Annotated in this window: 14 protein-coding genes; 3 read left to right on the forward strand and 11 right to left on the reverse strand. The window is 71.5% G+C overall.

Translation table 11 applies throughout. The annotated features are described in order from the left end of the window. The first annotated feature begins 29 nt into the window (after window positions 1-29). Window positions 30-1055, forward strand: a complete 1026-nt coding sequence (locus tag ACQEV1_RS44720; protein ID WP_433403188.1) for a methyltransferase — start codon at window positions 30-32, stop codon at window positions 1053-1055. A 14-nt stretch (window positions 1056-1069) separates the two neighbouring features. Here the strand turns inward: ACQEV1_RS44720 and ACQEV1_RS44725 are convergent, their stop codons facing one another. From ACQEV1_RS44725 to ACQEV1_RS44745, 5 genes are all read right to left on the reverse strand, one after another. After that, the gene (locus ACQEV1_RS44725) at window positions 1070-1687 is read right to left on the reverse strand and encodes a hypothetical protein (protein WP_433403190.1); all 618 of its coding nucleotides are present in this window, start codon (window positions 1685-1687) and stop codon (window positions 1070-1072) included. Window positions 1688-1868: 181 nt separating this feature from the next. Continuing rightward, a complete protein-coding gene (locus tag ACQEV1_RS44730) occupies window positions 1869-2630 on the reverse strand; it encodes an alpha/beta hydrolase (RefSeq protein ID WP_285626858.1) in 762 nt (253 codons plus the stop codon). 59 nt (window positions 2631-2689) lie between these two features. Continuing rightward, window positions 2690-3118 (reverse strand): CBS domain-containing protein, encoded by a 429-nt coding sequence (locus ACQEV1_RS44735; protein ID WP_285626856.1) that lies wholly within the window; start codon window positions 3116-3118, stop codon window positions 2690-2692. An 85-nt stretch (window positions 3119-3203) separates the two neighbouring features. Further along, entirely contained in the window at window positions 3204-3848 is a 645-nt protein-coding gene (locus tag ACQEV1_RS44740; RefSeq protein ID WP_285626853.1) for a class F sortase, read from the reverse strand. Further along, complete coding sequence (locus tag ACQEV1_RS44745; protein ID WP_433403195.1) at window positions 3835-4029, reverse strand: hypothetical protein; 195 nt, start codon at window positions 4027-4029, stop codon at window positions 3835-3837. Before ACQEV1_RS44745 ends, ACQEV1_RS44740 begins: the two co-directional genes overlap by 14 nt. Window positions 4030-4062: 33 nt before the next feature. Between ACQEV1_RS44745 and ACQEV1_RS44750 the strand changes: the two genes are divergently transcribed. Next, a complete protein-coding gene (locus tag ACQEV1_RS44750; RefSeq protein ID WP_433403197.1) occupies window positions 4063-4374 on the forward strand; it encodes a hypothetical protein in 312 nt (103 codons plus the stop codon). A gap of 649 nt (window positions 4375-5023) precedes the next feature. Here ACQEV1_RS44750 and ACQEV1_RS44755 read toward each other — a convergent pair. From ACQEV1_RS44755 to ACQEV1_RS44765, 3 genes are all read right to left on the reverse strand, one after another. Continuing rightward, complete coding sequence (locus ACQEV1_RS44755; RefSeq protein ID WP_285626846.1) at window positions 5024-6274, reverse strand: FUSC family protein; 1251 nt, start codon at window positions 6272-6274, stop codon at window positions 5024-5026. A gap of 697 nt (window positions 6275-6971) precedes the next feature. Beyond that, window positions 6972-8171: an acetyl-CoA C-acetyltransferase gene (locus ACQEV1_RS44760; RefSeq protein WP_285626843.1), complete on the reverse strand. Its 1200-nt coding sequence runs from the start codon at window positions 8169-8171 to the stop codon at window positions 6972-6974. A gap of 48 nt (window positions 8172-8219) precedes the next feature. Further along, entirely contained in the window at window positions 8220-8978 is a 759-nt protein-coding gene (locus ACQEV1_RS44765) for a hypothetical protein (RefSeq protein WP_433403200.1), read from the reverse strand. Between the two features lie 197 nt (window positions 8979-9175). Here ACQEV1_RS44765 and ACQEV1_RS44770 point away from each other — a divergent pair, with 197 nt between their 5' ends. Continuing rightward, window positions 9176-10687, forward strand: a complete 1512-nt coding sequence (locus ACQEV1_RS44770) for an ATP-dependent DNA ligase (RefSeq protein WP_433403202.1) — start codon at window positions 9176-9178, stop codon at window positions 10685-10687. A 5-nt stretch (window positions 10688-10692) separates the two neighbouring features. Here the strand turns inward: ACQEV1_RS44770 and ACQEV1_RS44775 are convergent, their stop codons facing one another. The 3 genes from ACQEV1_RS44775 to ACQEV1_RS44785 form a co-directional block, all read right to left on the reverse strand. Continuing rightward, window positions 10693-11487 (reverse strand): hypothetical protein, encoded by a 795-nt coding sequence (locus ACQEV1_RS44775; RefSeq protein ID WP_285626841.1) that lies wholly within the window; start codon window positions 11485-11487, stop codon window positions 10693-10695. A 100-nt stretch (window positions 11488-11587) separates the two neighbouring features. Then, window positions 11588-12886, reverse strand: a complete 1299-nt coding sequence (locus tag ACQEV1_RS44780; RefSeq protein ID WP_285626839.1) for a M50 family metallopeptidase — start codon at window positions 12884-12886, stop codon at window positions 11588-11590. Window positions 12887-12982: 96 nt separating this feature from the next. Beyond that, the gene (locus tag ACQEV1_RS44785) at window positions 12983-13714 is read right to left on the reverse strand and encodes a FadR/GntR family transcriptional regulator (RefSeq protein ID WP_285579921.1); all 732 of its coding nucleotides are present in this window, start codon (window positions 13712-13714) and stop codon (window positions 12983-12985) included. Window positions 13715-13822: the final 108 nt, after the last annotated feature.

The raw sequence follows: 13822 nt of genomic DNA on the forward strand, positions 1-13822 counted from the left end.
GTGGCGGCGCGGCGGTTACGTTGCGAGCCATGACGTCGAACGAGAGCATTCCGTCGGCCTGGCAGCTGCTGGCTCCGGTCATGGACCTGGTGACCCCGATGGCGGTCCGCGTGGCCGCCACGCTGAGGCTTCCCGACCTGCTGGCCGACGGCCCGCGAGACGCCGACGAACTGGCGGAACGGAGCGGCACGGACGCCGACGCTCTGCGCCGGCTACTGCGCCACCTCATCGCTCAGGGCGTGTTCGCCGAGCCGTCACCCGGCCGGTTCGCGCTCAACGAGACGGCCGGCCTGCTGCGGTCCGACCACCCGTCGCGGATGCGGATGTGGCTGGACCTGGACGGGTTCGGCGGCCGGATGGACCTGGCGTTCACCGGCCTGATGCACACCGTCCGCACCGGCCGGCCCGCCTGGGAGACCGTCTTCGGCACCCCGTTCTGGGACCATCTCGCGGCCGATCCGGCGCTCGCGGCCTCGTTCGACGCGACGATGGCGGGCTCGCTGCGGACCACGGCGATCACCGGCTACGACTGGTCCGGAGTGCGGCACGTCGTCGACGTGGGCGGCGGCACCGGGGCGCTGCTGGCCGAGGTGCTGCGCGCCGCGCCCGGCGTCCGCGGCACGCTGGTGGACCTGCCCGGCACCGTGGCCCGAGGACGCCACCTCATCGCCGAACGCGGGCTGGACGGGCGGTGCGAGTTCGCCGGCCAGAGCTTCTTCGACCCGCTGCCGGCCGGCGCCGACGTGTACCTGCTCAGCGGCGTCCTGCACGACTGGGCCGACGAGCCGGCCACCGCGATCCTGCGCCGGTGCGCCGAGGCCGCCGGGGAGACCGGTCGCGTCGTCATCGTCGAGTGGTACGGCACCTCCGGCGACGGTCCCGCCGTATCGGCCGAGATGGACCTGCGCATGCTGGTGCTGTGCGGCGGGCGGGAGCGCGGCCCCGGCGACTACCGCACGCTGGCCGCGTCCGCCGGACTGGAGGTCGCCGACGTCCGGACGGTCTCGTCGGGCCATGTCCTCATCGACTGCCGGTTCGCGGGAGGCGGGTCCTGACGACGCCCCGGGGCTCAGCGGCGGCGGATCAGCACGGCGGTCAGGATCGCGCGCAGGTCCGGAGGGATCTCCGAGCACAGCAGGACGGCCATGTCGTTGCCCGGCCGCGAGGAGGACGTTCCCAGCCGTACGCCGCTCGCGTTGACGAGTTCGGCGCCGTTCTCCACGGCGCGGACGCTGCCGACGAGGAGGGTGCCCTGCCGGACGAGGATCCGGTCGTCGCCGTACGGCCGGAACACGTAGCGGATCTCGGTCTCACCGCGCAGGATCTGCACCTGGGTCCGCGAGATCCGGGCGCGCCAGAGGGTGGCGCCGGTGGCGTTCTTCAACCGCACGCCGTCGCGGTAGTTCCGGACCACGGCCAGGAGCCGGCCGTTGCGCGTGTACCGCCCGGCCTTCCCGGCGATCGTGACCTTCCGCCCGCCGAGCCGACTGGTGATCGTCGCGACGCCGTTGCGCCAGACGACGGCCATCATCGAACTGGTGGGCCGCCCGGACACCCGCAGGAACGCGGGCATCGCCACGGCGCTCGACTCCGAGGGGGCGACCGGCGCCGAAGCGGGCAGCTGACCGCCGTTGCCGCATCCGGCGACCACGACCAGCGCCACCGTCACCTGCAACAGCCTCTTCACCGCGCCTCCCGACCCACGAACGGGCACACGGCGCCCGGCGGATCGCCCCTCGGCGCGCCCCGCACACGCACCCGGCGACCCGCGTCACCGTTACCCGTATGGTGCGTAACGGTAGCGGATTAGAGCATTCCCGGCGGTGCACTCCGTGACGCTCGGAAATACTTTTTGTAATCGCCGCCGGTTAGGAACGGCTTCGGTGGTTTTCCCGGGAACGGGCGGCGGCCCAATCGCCGATGCGCCCGATGAGCGCGGGGGTCACGGCACCCTCGGCATGCCCGTACCCGGGCTCGATCCACAGCTCACGCGGATCGCCCGCGGCATCGTACAACTGCTCTGCGTGTTCAACTGGAAGAAAAGGGTCACTGTCACCGTGAACCACCAGGAACGGCACCGGAGAAATGCGCCCCGCGACGGCGTACGGCGGCTCGGGCTCCCGCAGCCATCCCCGCGCGGTGACGCGCGTCCGCCGGGCCAGGCGTACGGCGAGCCGGCCGGAGCGGCGTTCGATCGCCCAGTGCGCGCGGCGCATCGGCTTGGTGTCACGGAAGTACCAGCGGGCGGGCGCGCTGACCGACACGACGGCGTCCACGCCGCCGAGCAGGGCCGCGTGCCGGATGACGATCATGCCGCCCAGCGAGAAGCCGACCAGGGCCACGCGTTCGTACCCGAGATGCCGCGCGTGGCGTACGGCGGCGTCCACGTCGAGGATCTCGCGGTCGCCGGCGGTCGACAGACCACCGGACCTGCCGTGCCCGCGAAGGTCGATGGAGATCACGCCGGCCACGCGGTTGAGTGCGGCGGCGATGCGACGGGGCGCCGGCAGCCGCCGGTTGCCGGTGAAGCCGTGCGCGAGCACCACGCACAGGCCGTCCGCGCCGGGCAGGTGTCCGGCGTCGATGCGCACGCCGTCCATGGAGTACAAGGTCAGGGGCTGATCGATCATGCCCTCCATGGTGCCGCCGGCCACGCGGCGGCGCGCCCGCGGGCCCTGGGCACGGCCGTTCAACGGCTGATGTAGTCGACCAGCTGCTCGCGCTCGCTCTCCAGCTCCGCGATCGCGGACTTGACCACGTCGCCGATGCTGACGATGCCGGCGAGCCGCCCGTCGCGCACGACCGGCAGGTGGCGGATGCGGTGCTCGGTCATCGTGGCCCGCAGGTCCTCGACGTTGTCGCCGGGCGCGCAGGTCCGTACGGTCGCCGTCATGATCGACGAGACCGGCTCGTCGAGCAGCCCGGCTCCGCGCTCGCCCAGCCGGCGGACGATGTCACGCTCGGAGACGATGCCCTCGATGGTGCTCCCGTCCGTGGAGACGACGACAGCGCCGATGTTGTGCTCCGCGAGCATCGCGAGCAGGCGGCGGACGTTCGCCTCCGGCTCGATGGTCGCGACTTCTCCGCCCTTCCTCCGGAGAACTTCTGAGATGCGCATGTGGCCTCCCGACTCGCTGTGACCGGCTTCACTTACGTTAACCATCCCCGGTCCGGGAGCGAAAGGCCGCGCGTCAGAAAGACCGTCAGCGGGGCCGCTGGCCGATGAGGTGGCCGTACACGATGGTGTTCCCGTCGTAGCTGTGCCCCGTGAAGTCCCCGCCGCAGGTGATGAGCCGGATCCCGGCGAAGCCGAGCTCGCCGTACACCCGCTGCGTCGGGAAGTGCTTCTTGGAGACGTTCTCCACGGAGTCCACCGAGAACGCCGCGACCTTGCCGTCCTTGCGCGTGACGTCGACGGTGTCGCCGGGCCGCAGCCGGCCGAGCGCGAAGAAGACGGCCGGACCCTTCTTGGTGTCGACGTGTCCCACGATCACGGCCGGACCGCGCTCCCCCGGAGTCGGCCCCTTGTCGTACCAGCTCGCGAGCTGCGCCTTGGACAGGGGCGGCACGGCGATGGTGCCGTCGTGTTCCAGCCCGAGGGACAGCAGCTTGGAGTGGACGCCGATCCGCGGGATGTCGACGTGGACCGGGGTGGAGGCCGCCAGCACGGGTCCCGACGGCGGGTTCGCGGCCTTTGGCCGGGCCGCCCCCGGAGCAGGCCGCGGCGGCCCGGAGTTCTGACAGGCGTCGAACCCCAGGACCGCCGAGCCCGCCGCGATCAGGGCGGCGGCCGTCCCGGTGAGGAGACGGCCGCCACGCGGTCGTGCCGATGAGTCAGGAACGGGCACTGGCCTGGAGACGCCGGCGGGCCAGCGGGAGGAGCCCCGCACCGCCGAGCAGCAGGGACATCCCCGCGACACCCAGCGGGACGTTCGCCCCCTGCGTGCCACCGAAGCCCGTACGCACCGCGCCCGTGGGAACGTAGTGACGCGGAGCCGGCGGAGCCGGCGCCGGACGCGTCACCTTCACGCGAGCGGCTCCCCCGGCACAGCAGGCGCTCGAGTGCTCGGAGGCGAAGTCGCCGCCGCCGGGGCCCTCGTCGTCATCGTCGTCGTCCCCGGACTCCTCGCCACAGCCGTGAGCCATGCCGCCGATGCGGCCGCCGACGCCACACAGGCCGCGCGGGCCGTTGGCGTGGTGCGAGCGGTGAACGCCGCCGATCTCGGCGTCGCCGCCACCGTCGTCGTCGCCCTCATCGTCGTCATCGTCACCCTTGGGAAGCGCCACCTGGTGCATCCCGTTGTGGAGCACACCCTGGTGGTGCGCCCCGAAACCCGTCTGGTTGTGCACTGCCCCGAGCATGTCGGCCGTTGACGCCAGAGCAAGCGCAGGTGAGGCCAAGCCGATGGTCAGTGCGGCCGCTGAAGCGGTTGTCAGGGTCAGAGTCTTGACCCTCATGGGTCCCCCCTAGATGTCAGCGGCAGCCCGGACTCCTCCCGGCTGCCGGCATCGCCACCAGCCCCCTCATTCCCGCAATGCGGGCAGTACGACCAAGATCACTATCCTCTTGAGCTAATGATTACGGTGCAGATCATGCGGCTTAGGAGAACGGCCGATTTCGTCCGTCGTGAGCAGTGGATTGGCGCTTCTTGTCCGGCTTTGTAGCTCGCTAAGGCGGCTCGTAGCGCAAAGTGTGGTTGTGGCACGGTAGACGATGAGACGAGGGCGTCGGAGCCGCTTTCGGCGGTTCACCTATCCGACACGACGCGACATTCCGCTGCGTACGGACGCCAGGCGCGCGGCGCCCACGCCGGACACCGAGCCGGGCCGGCCGCGGACGTCGCGCCGCATAGCAAACAGATATCGCTCTTCACCGTGAAAACGCTCGCTCACGGCGTACGGTCGATCGCCTTCTTATCGGCTGATCGCCGCATAAAGCCGCTCGGCCCGGTTCGAAAGCACATCTCCGCCCGGAAATCCACCGGAGACAAACCGCGAACCGGGCATGCCGGCAGAGGTCCGCTCAAATTACATGTGCCTGGGAACGGCGAGAGCCGCGCCGGGCCGCCCGGCGAGAGTCCCTGGGCCGGGACCCGTCCGGCGTCACCCGCACCGGCAGGCGCCGCGCCGCCCGGCGACGCGACCGGCTCTGCCGCGCGTGCGTCCGGTGCTCCACGCGAAGCTGGTCCGACAACCGGTCCAGGTGGGCCAGCAGCTCGCCGCGCAGCGACCACTCGCCGGAGTCGCCGGCCGGCATCCTCAGCAGTTCCTCGGCCAGCAGGTCGCGGTGGTGCTCGGCCCGGCCCAGGCTCCTGCGGAGCTCCCCGTCCGCCGGACCCGTGTCCCCGGCCACCTCGGCCCTGATCACGCGCCCGTACACGCGCATGGCCGCGGCGAGGTCCGCCAGCATGCCCGCGAGATGCTCCTGGGCGGCACGGCCGAACGCCGGATCGTCGCGCTCATGCGTGCTGTCGGCGATGACGCGCGCGAGGACGCGGATGTTGATCCAGAGGTGCTCCAGGGAGTCCAGGCCCGTACGGAGCACGAGAGACGCGTGGGGGAACCCGGTCGCGCGCGGGTTGAGCCGGATGCTGTCCTCGGCGTCGCCGAGGGCGCGGTCGACCCGGCCCAGCTCCTTGCCGAGCGTGCGCGCCCGGTTCAGCCAGCCGACGGCCTCCTCGTGGGAGGGCGTCTGGCGCAGCCCGTCGGCCATCTCCTGGAGCAGCCGGCCCATCTCCAGGCCGACGTCCTCCACCGCCTCTTCGGCGGGCTGGACGCGTACCGGCGACAGGATCAGACCGGCGGCCAGCCCCACGGCGGCGCCGACCAGGGTCTCCACGACCCGGTCGGTGGCGTTGACGCCGGTCGGCAGGGACAGGATCAGCATCGCACTGATCGGCACCTCGAGGATGTGCTCACCGAGGCGCAACACGTGGCCGAGGACGAGCGCCGCCCCGATGGCCAGGCCAAGGGTCCACCAGGTGAACCCGAGGACCATGGCGAGGAGGACGGCGATCAGGACGCCGCCGACCACGCTGCCGATCCGCTGGACCGCGCTGCGCAGCGTCCGGTACAGACTGACCTGGAGGACCAGCAGCGCGGTCAGCGGCGCGAGGGTCGGCTTGGTGGTCGTGCCGGGCAACAGCAGGGCGATCAGGTACGCCACCGTGGCGGTGCCCGTGAGCCGGGCGACCAGCGCGGCCGTCGGCTGGGCCCTGCGGCGAATGAGGTTCAGGGGCTCGGAGACTCGGAAGGAGACAGGCTGAAGCGTCATAAGGCATCAGGAGAGAGTCGAGGGACGCAAACCGGGCCCGGTCGGGCCACTCCAGAGTCCAATCACCTGACGCGGCGCGACTATTCCCCGGATCTCCCCGAGATCGGGACGGATTGTCGCGTTCTGCGAAATCGCTGGTAGGGGCAGGTATGGAGCCGGTCGCCGTGCGCTGACACGGGGTGAGCCGCGCTCTCGCGCTCAGGGGAACCGTGCCCTCACGCTCAGGGGGAACCGCGCCCTCGCGCTCAGGGGAACCGCGCCCTCACGCCGGCACCGGCGCGGCGGCGCGCCGTGAGAGCCGGGGTCGCCGCGCGAGTTATCCCCAGCCGCCCGCTGGTCTTTCGCCGGGGGTTCCAGCGCTTGACAATGGAAGTGGGCTGAGCCCCCCGAGGCGGGCGGGGACTGTCTCCGGGCGGGGACTGTCTCCGGGCGGGGACTGTCTCCGGGCGGGGACCACCGCCGCACAGGAACCACCGCCGCACAGGAACCACCGCCGCACAGGAACCACCGCCGCACAGGAACCACCGCCGCACAGGAACCACCGCCGCACAGGAACCACCGCCGCACAGGAACCACCGCCGCACAGGAACCACCGCCGCACAGGAACCACCGCCGCACAGGAACCACCGCCGCACAGGAACCACCGCCGCACAGGAACCACCGCCGCACAGGAACCACCGCGGCTACGGGCGAGCTCTCAGGCGACGCGTTCGAAGACCGCCGCCAGGCCCTGGCCGCCGCCGATGCACATCGTCTCCAGGCCGTACCTCGCCTCGCGGCGGCGGAGTTCGTACAGCATGGTCGTCAGGATGCGGGCGCCGGTCGCGCCGACCGGGTGGCCGAGGGAGATGCCCGAGCCGTTGACGTTGAACCGGTCCAGGTCGGGCAGTTTCCACTCGCGCAGGACGCCGAGGACCTGGGCGGCGAACGCCTCGTTCAGCTCGATCAGATCCATGTCGTCCAGGCTCAGTCCCGCCCGGCGCAGGGCCTCGGCGGTCGCCGGCACCGGGCCCAGGCCCATCAGGTGGGGCGGCACGCCGGCCACCGCCCAGGACACGAGCCGTGCCTGGGGAGCGAGGCCGAGCGCCTCCGCCTTCTCGCGGGTCGTGACGAGGCAGACGGCCGCGCCGTCGTTCTGGCCGCTGGAGTTGCCCGCCGTGACGGTCGCGCCGTCGATCCTCATCACCGGCTTCAGCGCGGCGAGGCGCTCCAGGGAGGTGTCCGCGCGCGGGTGCTCGTCGCGGTCGACCATCTGGGTGCCCTTGCGGTCGGTCACCTCGACCGGCACGATCTCGTCGGCGAACCGGCCCTCCTCCTGGGCCGCGACGGCCAGCCGGTGTGATCGCAACGCCAGTTCGTCCTGCTCCTCGCGGCCGATGCCGTACTGCGCGCGGACGTTCTCCGCCGTCTCGAGCATGCCGCCGGGTACGGGATGGTCGCGGCCGCCGGCGGTGACGCGGGCGCGCGCCAGCCGGTCGGCGAACTTGATCTCCGCGCCGGGGCGGCCCCAGCGCAGGTCGTCGGCGTAGTACTCCACGCCGCTCATGCTCTCGGCGCCGCCCGCGATGATCGCGTCGCTGGCCCCGGTGGCCACCTGCATGACGGCGTTGATCACCGCTTGGAGACCGGAGCCGCACCGGCGGTCGATCTGGTACCCGCCGACCTCCACCGGCAGCCCGGCGTCGAGTGCGGCGACCCGGCCGATCGCGGGGCTCTCGCCGTTCGGGTAGCCCTGCCCGAGGATGACGTCGCTCACCTCGGCGGGTTCGATCCCCGTACGGGCGACCAGGGCGCGGATCGCCGTGGCGGCCAGTTCGGCGACGCCCACGTCGCGCAACGCGCCGCCGTAGCGGCCGACCGGCGTACGGACAGGGGAACAGACGACAACATCGCGCATGATTCGCACCCTATGGGACGGATGGCGACGCGCCCCAGAATCTTCTGTCTAGTGGAAGGCGGGCAGGCCGGCGCGGGCCGCGGCGATGGCGTTCGCGAGGCACCGCTGTTCGCTGGCGGCGCGGTCCTTCGCCGCCGGCTGTTCTTCGGTGTACTGCATGCGCAGGACGACGTTGCGGTAGCGGACCGTCGCCTCCCCCACCGCGACGTGCACGTCCCGGTCGATCCAGTAGCGCTCGAACGCCGCGTCGCCGAGCCCGCCGATGCGGCGCAGCGAGCGGGTGTCGGGGGTCAGGTCCTTGACGGCCTGCTTCCACTGCGCCTCGTACGACCAGATCGTCATGCTGGTCGCCTGTTCGTGCATGTACTTGGGCAGGAAGGCGCGGGCGTCCACCTGGACGGCCCGGTAGCGCTGCCCCTGCGACAGGGAGTACTTGCAGACGCTGGCGGTCTCGGCGCCCATCTTGTCGACGGTGGGACGGTCGGTGGGCACCCACCGGCGTACGGTCGCGGGCTGGAGGACGTTGCAGGCGTTCGGGATCGTCGCGAACACCGGTGCCTGGGAGGGCGGCGCCGGCCGCGCCGTCGTCGAGACGCCGGACCGCGGCGGCCGGTCGACCATCGTCGACCCGGCCTTCGGACGCGCGCCGTCGCGGGCGAAGGCGAAGACGCCCACGGCGGCCAGCGCCACCGCGGCGACCACCGCGAGGATCGCGCCGACGACACCCGACCGGCGCGCCTTCGCCTTGGGCGCGTCCGGCGGGGAGTACACCCGGTGGAAGGGCTCCGGTAGGCGCGGCAGACCCAATCCCTCTCCCCAATCCCCGGCCGCCGGGCCGGGACGATCGCTCGTTGAGAAGGTAACCGGGGAACCGGCCGGTATACCAGGGCCGGTTTCGGTCGATGGTGGTGGTGCCGCCGGTCTGTGACGGGAGGCCATGCCGCTCCTCGCTCGGGGGGTGGGGGGTCGTCTCGATTGTCGGCCCCCAGAGTCACAATGCGAATGTGCTGCTGACGGACATCGCCGAAACCTCACGCGCGGTCGCCGCGACGTCGGCGCGGCTCGCCAAGCGCGAGCTGCTCGCCGACCGCCTCCGCCTCGCGACGCCGGACGAGGTGGCCATCGCGGTCGCCTATCTGTCCGGTGAGCTGCCCCAACGCCAGATCGGCGTCGGCTGGGCCGTTCTTCGCGAGCGGCCCGCTCCGGCCACGGAGGCCACCCTCACACTGGCCGACGTGGATGCCGCGTTCACCGCTGTCGGCCAGGTCTCGGGTAAGGGTTCCGTGGCCACCCGGAAAGCCCTGCTGGCCGACTTGTTCGCCCGCGCGACGGCCGAGGAACACGGTTTCCTGCTCCGGCTGCTCTCGGGAGAGCTGCGCCAGGGCGCGCTCGACGGGGTCATGGCCGACGCGATCGCCGCCGCGGCCAAGGTGCCCGCCGCGGAGGTACGGCGCGCGGCGATGTTCCGCGGCTCGCTGTTCGCGGTGGCCGAGGCGGCGCTCACGGCGGGCCGCGAGGGCCTGCGCGGCTTCGGGCTGGAGGTCGGCCGCCCGGTCAAGCCGATGCTCGCCGCCAGCGCCCCGTCGGTCGAGGCCGCGATGGACAAGGTCAGTCCGGCGGCGGTCGAGTGGAAGCTCGACGGCATCCGTGTGCAGGCCCACGTACGCGACGGCGAGGTGCGCCTGTTCACCCGCACGCTCGACGACATCACCGCCCGCCTGCCGGAGGCGGTGGAGGCGATCGGCGCACTGCCCGTACGCTCCGCGGTCTTCGACGGCGAGCTGATCGCCCTGCGCGACGACGGGCGGCCGCACCCGTTCCAGGTGACGTCGGCGCGGGTGGCCCGTCGCGGTGCCGGGCAGGACGTGCCGCTGTCGGTGTTCCTGTTCGACGTGCTGCATGCCGACGGCACCGATCTCATCGACCGGCCGGGCGCCGAGCGCAATGAGACGCTCGCGGCGCTCGTGCCGGAGCCGCTGCGCATGCCGCGTCTGGTGACCGATTCGGTGGAGAAGGCGACCGCGTTCTTCGGCGACGCGCTCGCCCACGGCCACGAGGGCGTGCTGGTCAAGTCGCTGGACACTCCGTACACCGCGGGCCGCCGGGGAGCCGGGTGGATCAAGGTGAAGCCCCGGCACACGCTCGACCTGGTCGTGCTGGCGGTCGAGTGGGGTCACGGACGGCGGCAGGGCATGCTGTCCAACCTGCACCTGGGCGCCCGCGACCCCGAGTCGGGCGGCTTCGTCATGCTGGGCAAGACGTTCAAGGGCCTGACCGACGAGATGCTCCGCTGGCAGACCGAACGCCTCCTGGGCCTGGAGGAGCGGCGCGACCAGTGGACGGTGTACGTCCGGCCGGAGCTGGTCGTGGAGATCGCCTTCGACGGCGTCCAGCGCAGCCCCCGCTACCCGGGCGGCCTGGCGCTGCGCTTCGCCCGCGTGCTGCGCCACCGCCCCGACAAGACCGCCGAGGAGGCGGACACGATCGACAGCGTGCGCGCCACCGCCGCCTTCTGACCGCCTCAGCGGCGGTGGCGCCGGCGGTGGTCCTGGACGATCAGGTCGTGCCGGCCCGCGATGAACTCCTGCACCCAGATCTTCGCCCGGATCAGGGGCCGTCTGAGGCGTTCCTCCCGGCGCAGGGCCCGGTGGAGCTTCCTCGTGTCCGTCCCGTACCGCCAGCGGGCCCACGGAGAGCCGGGCCGGGCCAGGCGGAACGCGCTCACCACCAGCACCACCGGCAAGAACAGCCCCAGCAGGCCGGTCCAGATCTTGCCCTTGAACAGCGTCACGATGGCCAGGGCCAGGTTGACGAGCACGTTCGACAGGACCAGCAGGAACACCCCGACCGGCACCGTACGGTCCGGGCCCAGGTCCCGTACGTCGCTGAAGCCGATCGGGCGGACGCCGACGAGGATCAGGCCCGTCACGGCCACGGCGATGAACACCGCGTCGACCGACGCGCGGCCCTCTTCCATCCAGTACACGTCACGCAGGTGCAGGATCAGGGCGAACTCGTCCAGCACGAGCGCCGCGCCGACGCCGAAGACGCTGGCCGCCGCCGCGAACCAGATCGTGTACGCGTCCGGGATGGACAAGGCGGCCACCCCGCCGACCAGCATGAGCACCACGCCGAAGACCACATGGTGGATGTGCAGGTCACCGACCTGCACGTTCTTGAACCACCAGCGGACCTTGGCCCGGATGAGCCGCACGTTGATGCGTACCGCCACGAACGTGACGATGAACGCCACAAAGAAGCAGAACAGCGGCAACCTGCCGGTATCCACGATTCGCTGCGTGAAGAACTCCCCCACGATTCGCCCCCGAGTTCGTACGCCCTCATCATGACCCATTCCGGCCGTCGGCGACGATTGCCCCTAAGGGAAATACCAGGTCAGCGAAGCGTAATGCCGGTCAGCCGTTGAGACGTACCGGGTTCACCAGGTCCGCGTAGATCAGCAGCGCGCCCATCGTAATGATCACCGCCGCCATGGCGTACGTCAGCGGGAGCGCCTTGGCGACGTCCACGTGACCCGGGTCGGGCCGGCGGGTCAGCCGCGCCACGCCACGCTTGACGCCCTCCCAGAGCGCCCCGAGGATGTGGCCGCCGTCCAGCGGGAGCAACGGCACCAGGTTGAACATCCCGATGGCGAAGTTGACCGTGCCCAGCATCATCAGGAAGAACGCCAGCTTGTCCAGGCCGGGCTCGTGCGACGCGGCGATCTCGCCGCCGATGCGGCTCGCGCCGACCACGCCGATCGGGCCGTTGGGGTCGCGCTTCTTGTCGCTGAACGCGGCGTTCCAGACGCCGACCATCTTCTTGGGCATGTTGACCAGCGAGCCGAACGTGCGCGTCGTCAGGTCCGACATCGTGCTGACCACCATGCCGGGGCCCTGGCGCTCGCGCGCGTTCGTCGGCGTGATGCCGAGGAAGCCGACCTTCTCCGTCTTGTCGGGGTCGGTCAGCGACTGCATCTGGTTGGTGGTGACCGGCACATTCAGGTCGAGCGTCTGGCCGCCGCGCCGCACGACGACCGCCACCGTACGGCCGCCGGAGGCACGGATCAGCCCCTGGAGCTTGTCGTAGGAGGAGATCTTGTGGCCGTCGTAGGACAGGATCCGGTCGCCCGGCCGGAGCCCGGCCTGCACCGCCGGGGTCGCCGGGTCGCTCGCCGAGCAGTCACGGCCGGCCTGCGCCGCCGGGATCGTGCACTTGGCCACTTCACCGATGACCGGCTGGTACGTCGACACGCCGATGCCCATCACCACGATGCTGATGAACACGAACGCGAGCACGATGTTCATGAACGGCCCGGCGAACATGATGATGACCTTCTGCCACCACTTCTTGCTGTAGAAGACGCGGTCCTCGTCGCCGGGACCGACCTCTTCGAGCGAGGCGCCGCGCGCGGACTCGATCAGCGTCTGGAACCGCCCGGTCGAGGAGGCGCGCAGCATGCCCTCCGGGTCGTCCTTGCGCGGAGGCAGCATGCCGATCATGCGGATGTAGCCGCCCAGCGGGATCCACTTGACGCCGTACTCGGTCTCGCCCGTGTGCCGAGACCACATCGTCGGGCCGAACCCGACCATGTACTGCGGCACGCGCACGCCGAAAAGCTTCGCGAATGACAGGTGGCCCAGCTCATGCAGGGCGATCGAGGCGAGCAGTCCGAAGAAGAAGACGACGATGCCCACCACGAACAGCCAGCTCATTCAATGCTCCACATCAGTCGTGCCGGAGGCGCCCCGAACGGCGGCGAGCCGACGAACGATGCCTCAGTCGGACAAGCGTATGCCGTGAAGGCAAACTCATGTCAGGAAGCCGCGTAGTAGTGCCGCGGTGCCTTCAAGATGTTCGGCCACGGCCCGGCGCGCGGCGTCCTGGTCACCGGCCAGAATGGCGTCGACGATGGCGGCGTGCTGGACCGCGGCGTGCTCGATGTTGCGCCGGAGCACGGGGATCGCGCCCAGCAGGTCGTTGAGCCTCATGCGCGCGTCGGCGCACGCGGCGGCCAGCGTCGGTGAGCCGGTCAGCTCGCCGATGGTCAGGTGGAAGCGTGTGTCGAGCCGCCGGTAGTCGGCCGGCGCCGCGGTGTCGGTCTCGCGCAGGCACTGCCGCAGCCGGGCGACCTGCTCGTCGCCGAGCCGCCGCGCGGCCAGCGCCTGCGCCGCGCCGGTCTCGACCGCCATGCGGAACACCAGAGCGTCGTTGAGCCGGTCGCCCATGCCGGCGGCGACGCGTTCGAGGTCGCCCCTGCGCGGCTCGGGCGGCCGGTACGTGACGAACGTGCCGCCGAAGCGCCCGCGCCGCGACTCGACGTACCCCTCGTGCTGGAGCGCGCGGATCGCCTCGCGAAGCGTCACCCGGCTGATCCCGAGCCGGGGGGCGAGTTCGCGTTCGGGCGGCAGCCGCTCGCCGAGACCGACCACGCCGAGCTTGACGGCCTGGAGGAGCCGCTCCACGGTCTCCTCGAAGGCGTTCCCCTCGCGCACCGGGCGGAAGACCGCCGAGGTCGTGACGTCGGCCGGCCGGTCGCTCAACGCGGGCCGCCTTCGCTCATGCGGCTCAGCGTAGCGAGCCGTGGGCGGCCCGGAACCGGGCTGGGACCATGGCCGCCATGAGGCGAGTCCGTGATCCGGAGTCCGCGT

It is taken from the genome of Actinoallomurus sp. CA-142502, assembly GCF_050936355.1.
Classification (GTDB): Bacteria; Actinomycetota; Actinomycetes; order Streptosporangiales; family Streptosporangiaceae; genus Actinoallomurus; species Actinoallomurus iriomotensis.

Bases quoted from the DNA above. Each gene is read 5' to 3' on its own strand.
- ACQEV1_RS44720 (WP_433403188.1), top strand. From the start codon at position 30: ATGACGTCGAACGAGAGCATTCCGTCGGCCTGGCAGCTGCTGGCTCCG.
- ACQEV1_RS44730 (WP_285626858.1), bottom strand. From the start codon at position 2,630: ATGATCGATCAGCCCCTGACCTTGTACTCCATGGACGGCGTGCGCATC.
- ACQEV1_RS44735 (WP_285626856.1), bottom strand. From the start codon at position 3,118: ATGCGCATCTCAGAAGTTCTCCGGAGGAAGGGCGGAGAAGTCGCGACC.
- ACQEV1_RS44755 (WP_285626846.1), bottom strand. From the start codon at position 6,274: ATGACGCTTCAGCCTGTCTCCTTCCGAGTCTCCGAGCCCCTGAACCTC.
- ACQEV1_RS44760 (WP_285626843.1), bottom strand. From the start codon at position 8,171: ATGCGCGATGTTGTCGTCTGTTCCCCTGTCCGTACGCCGGTCGGCCGC.
- ACQEV1_RS44780 (WP_285626839.1), bottom strand. From the start codon at position 12,886: ATGAGCTGGCTGTTCGTGGTGGGCATCGTCGTCTTCTTCTTCGGACTG.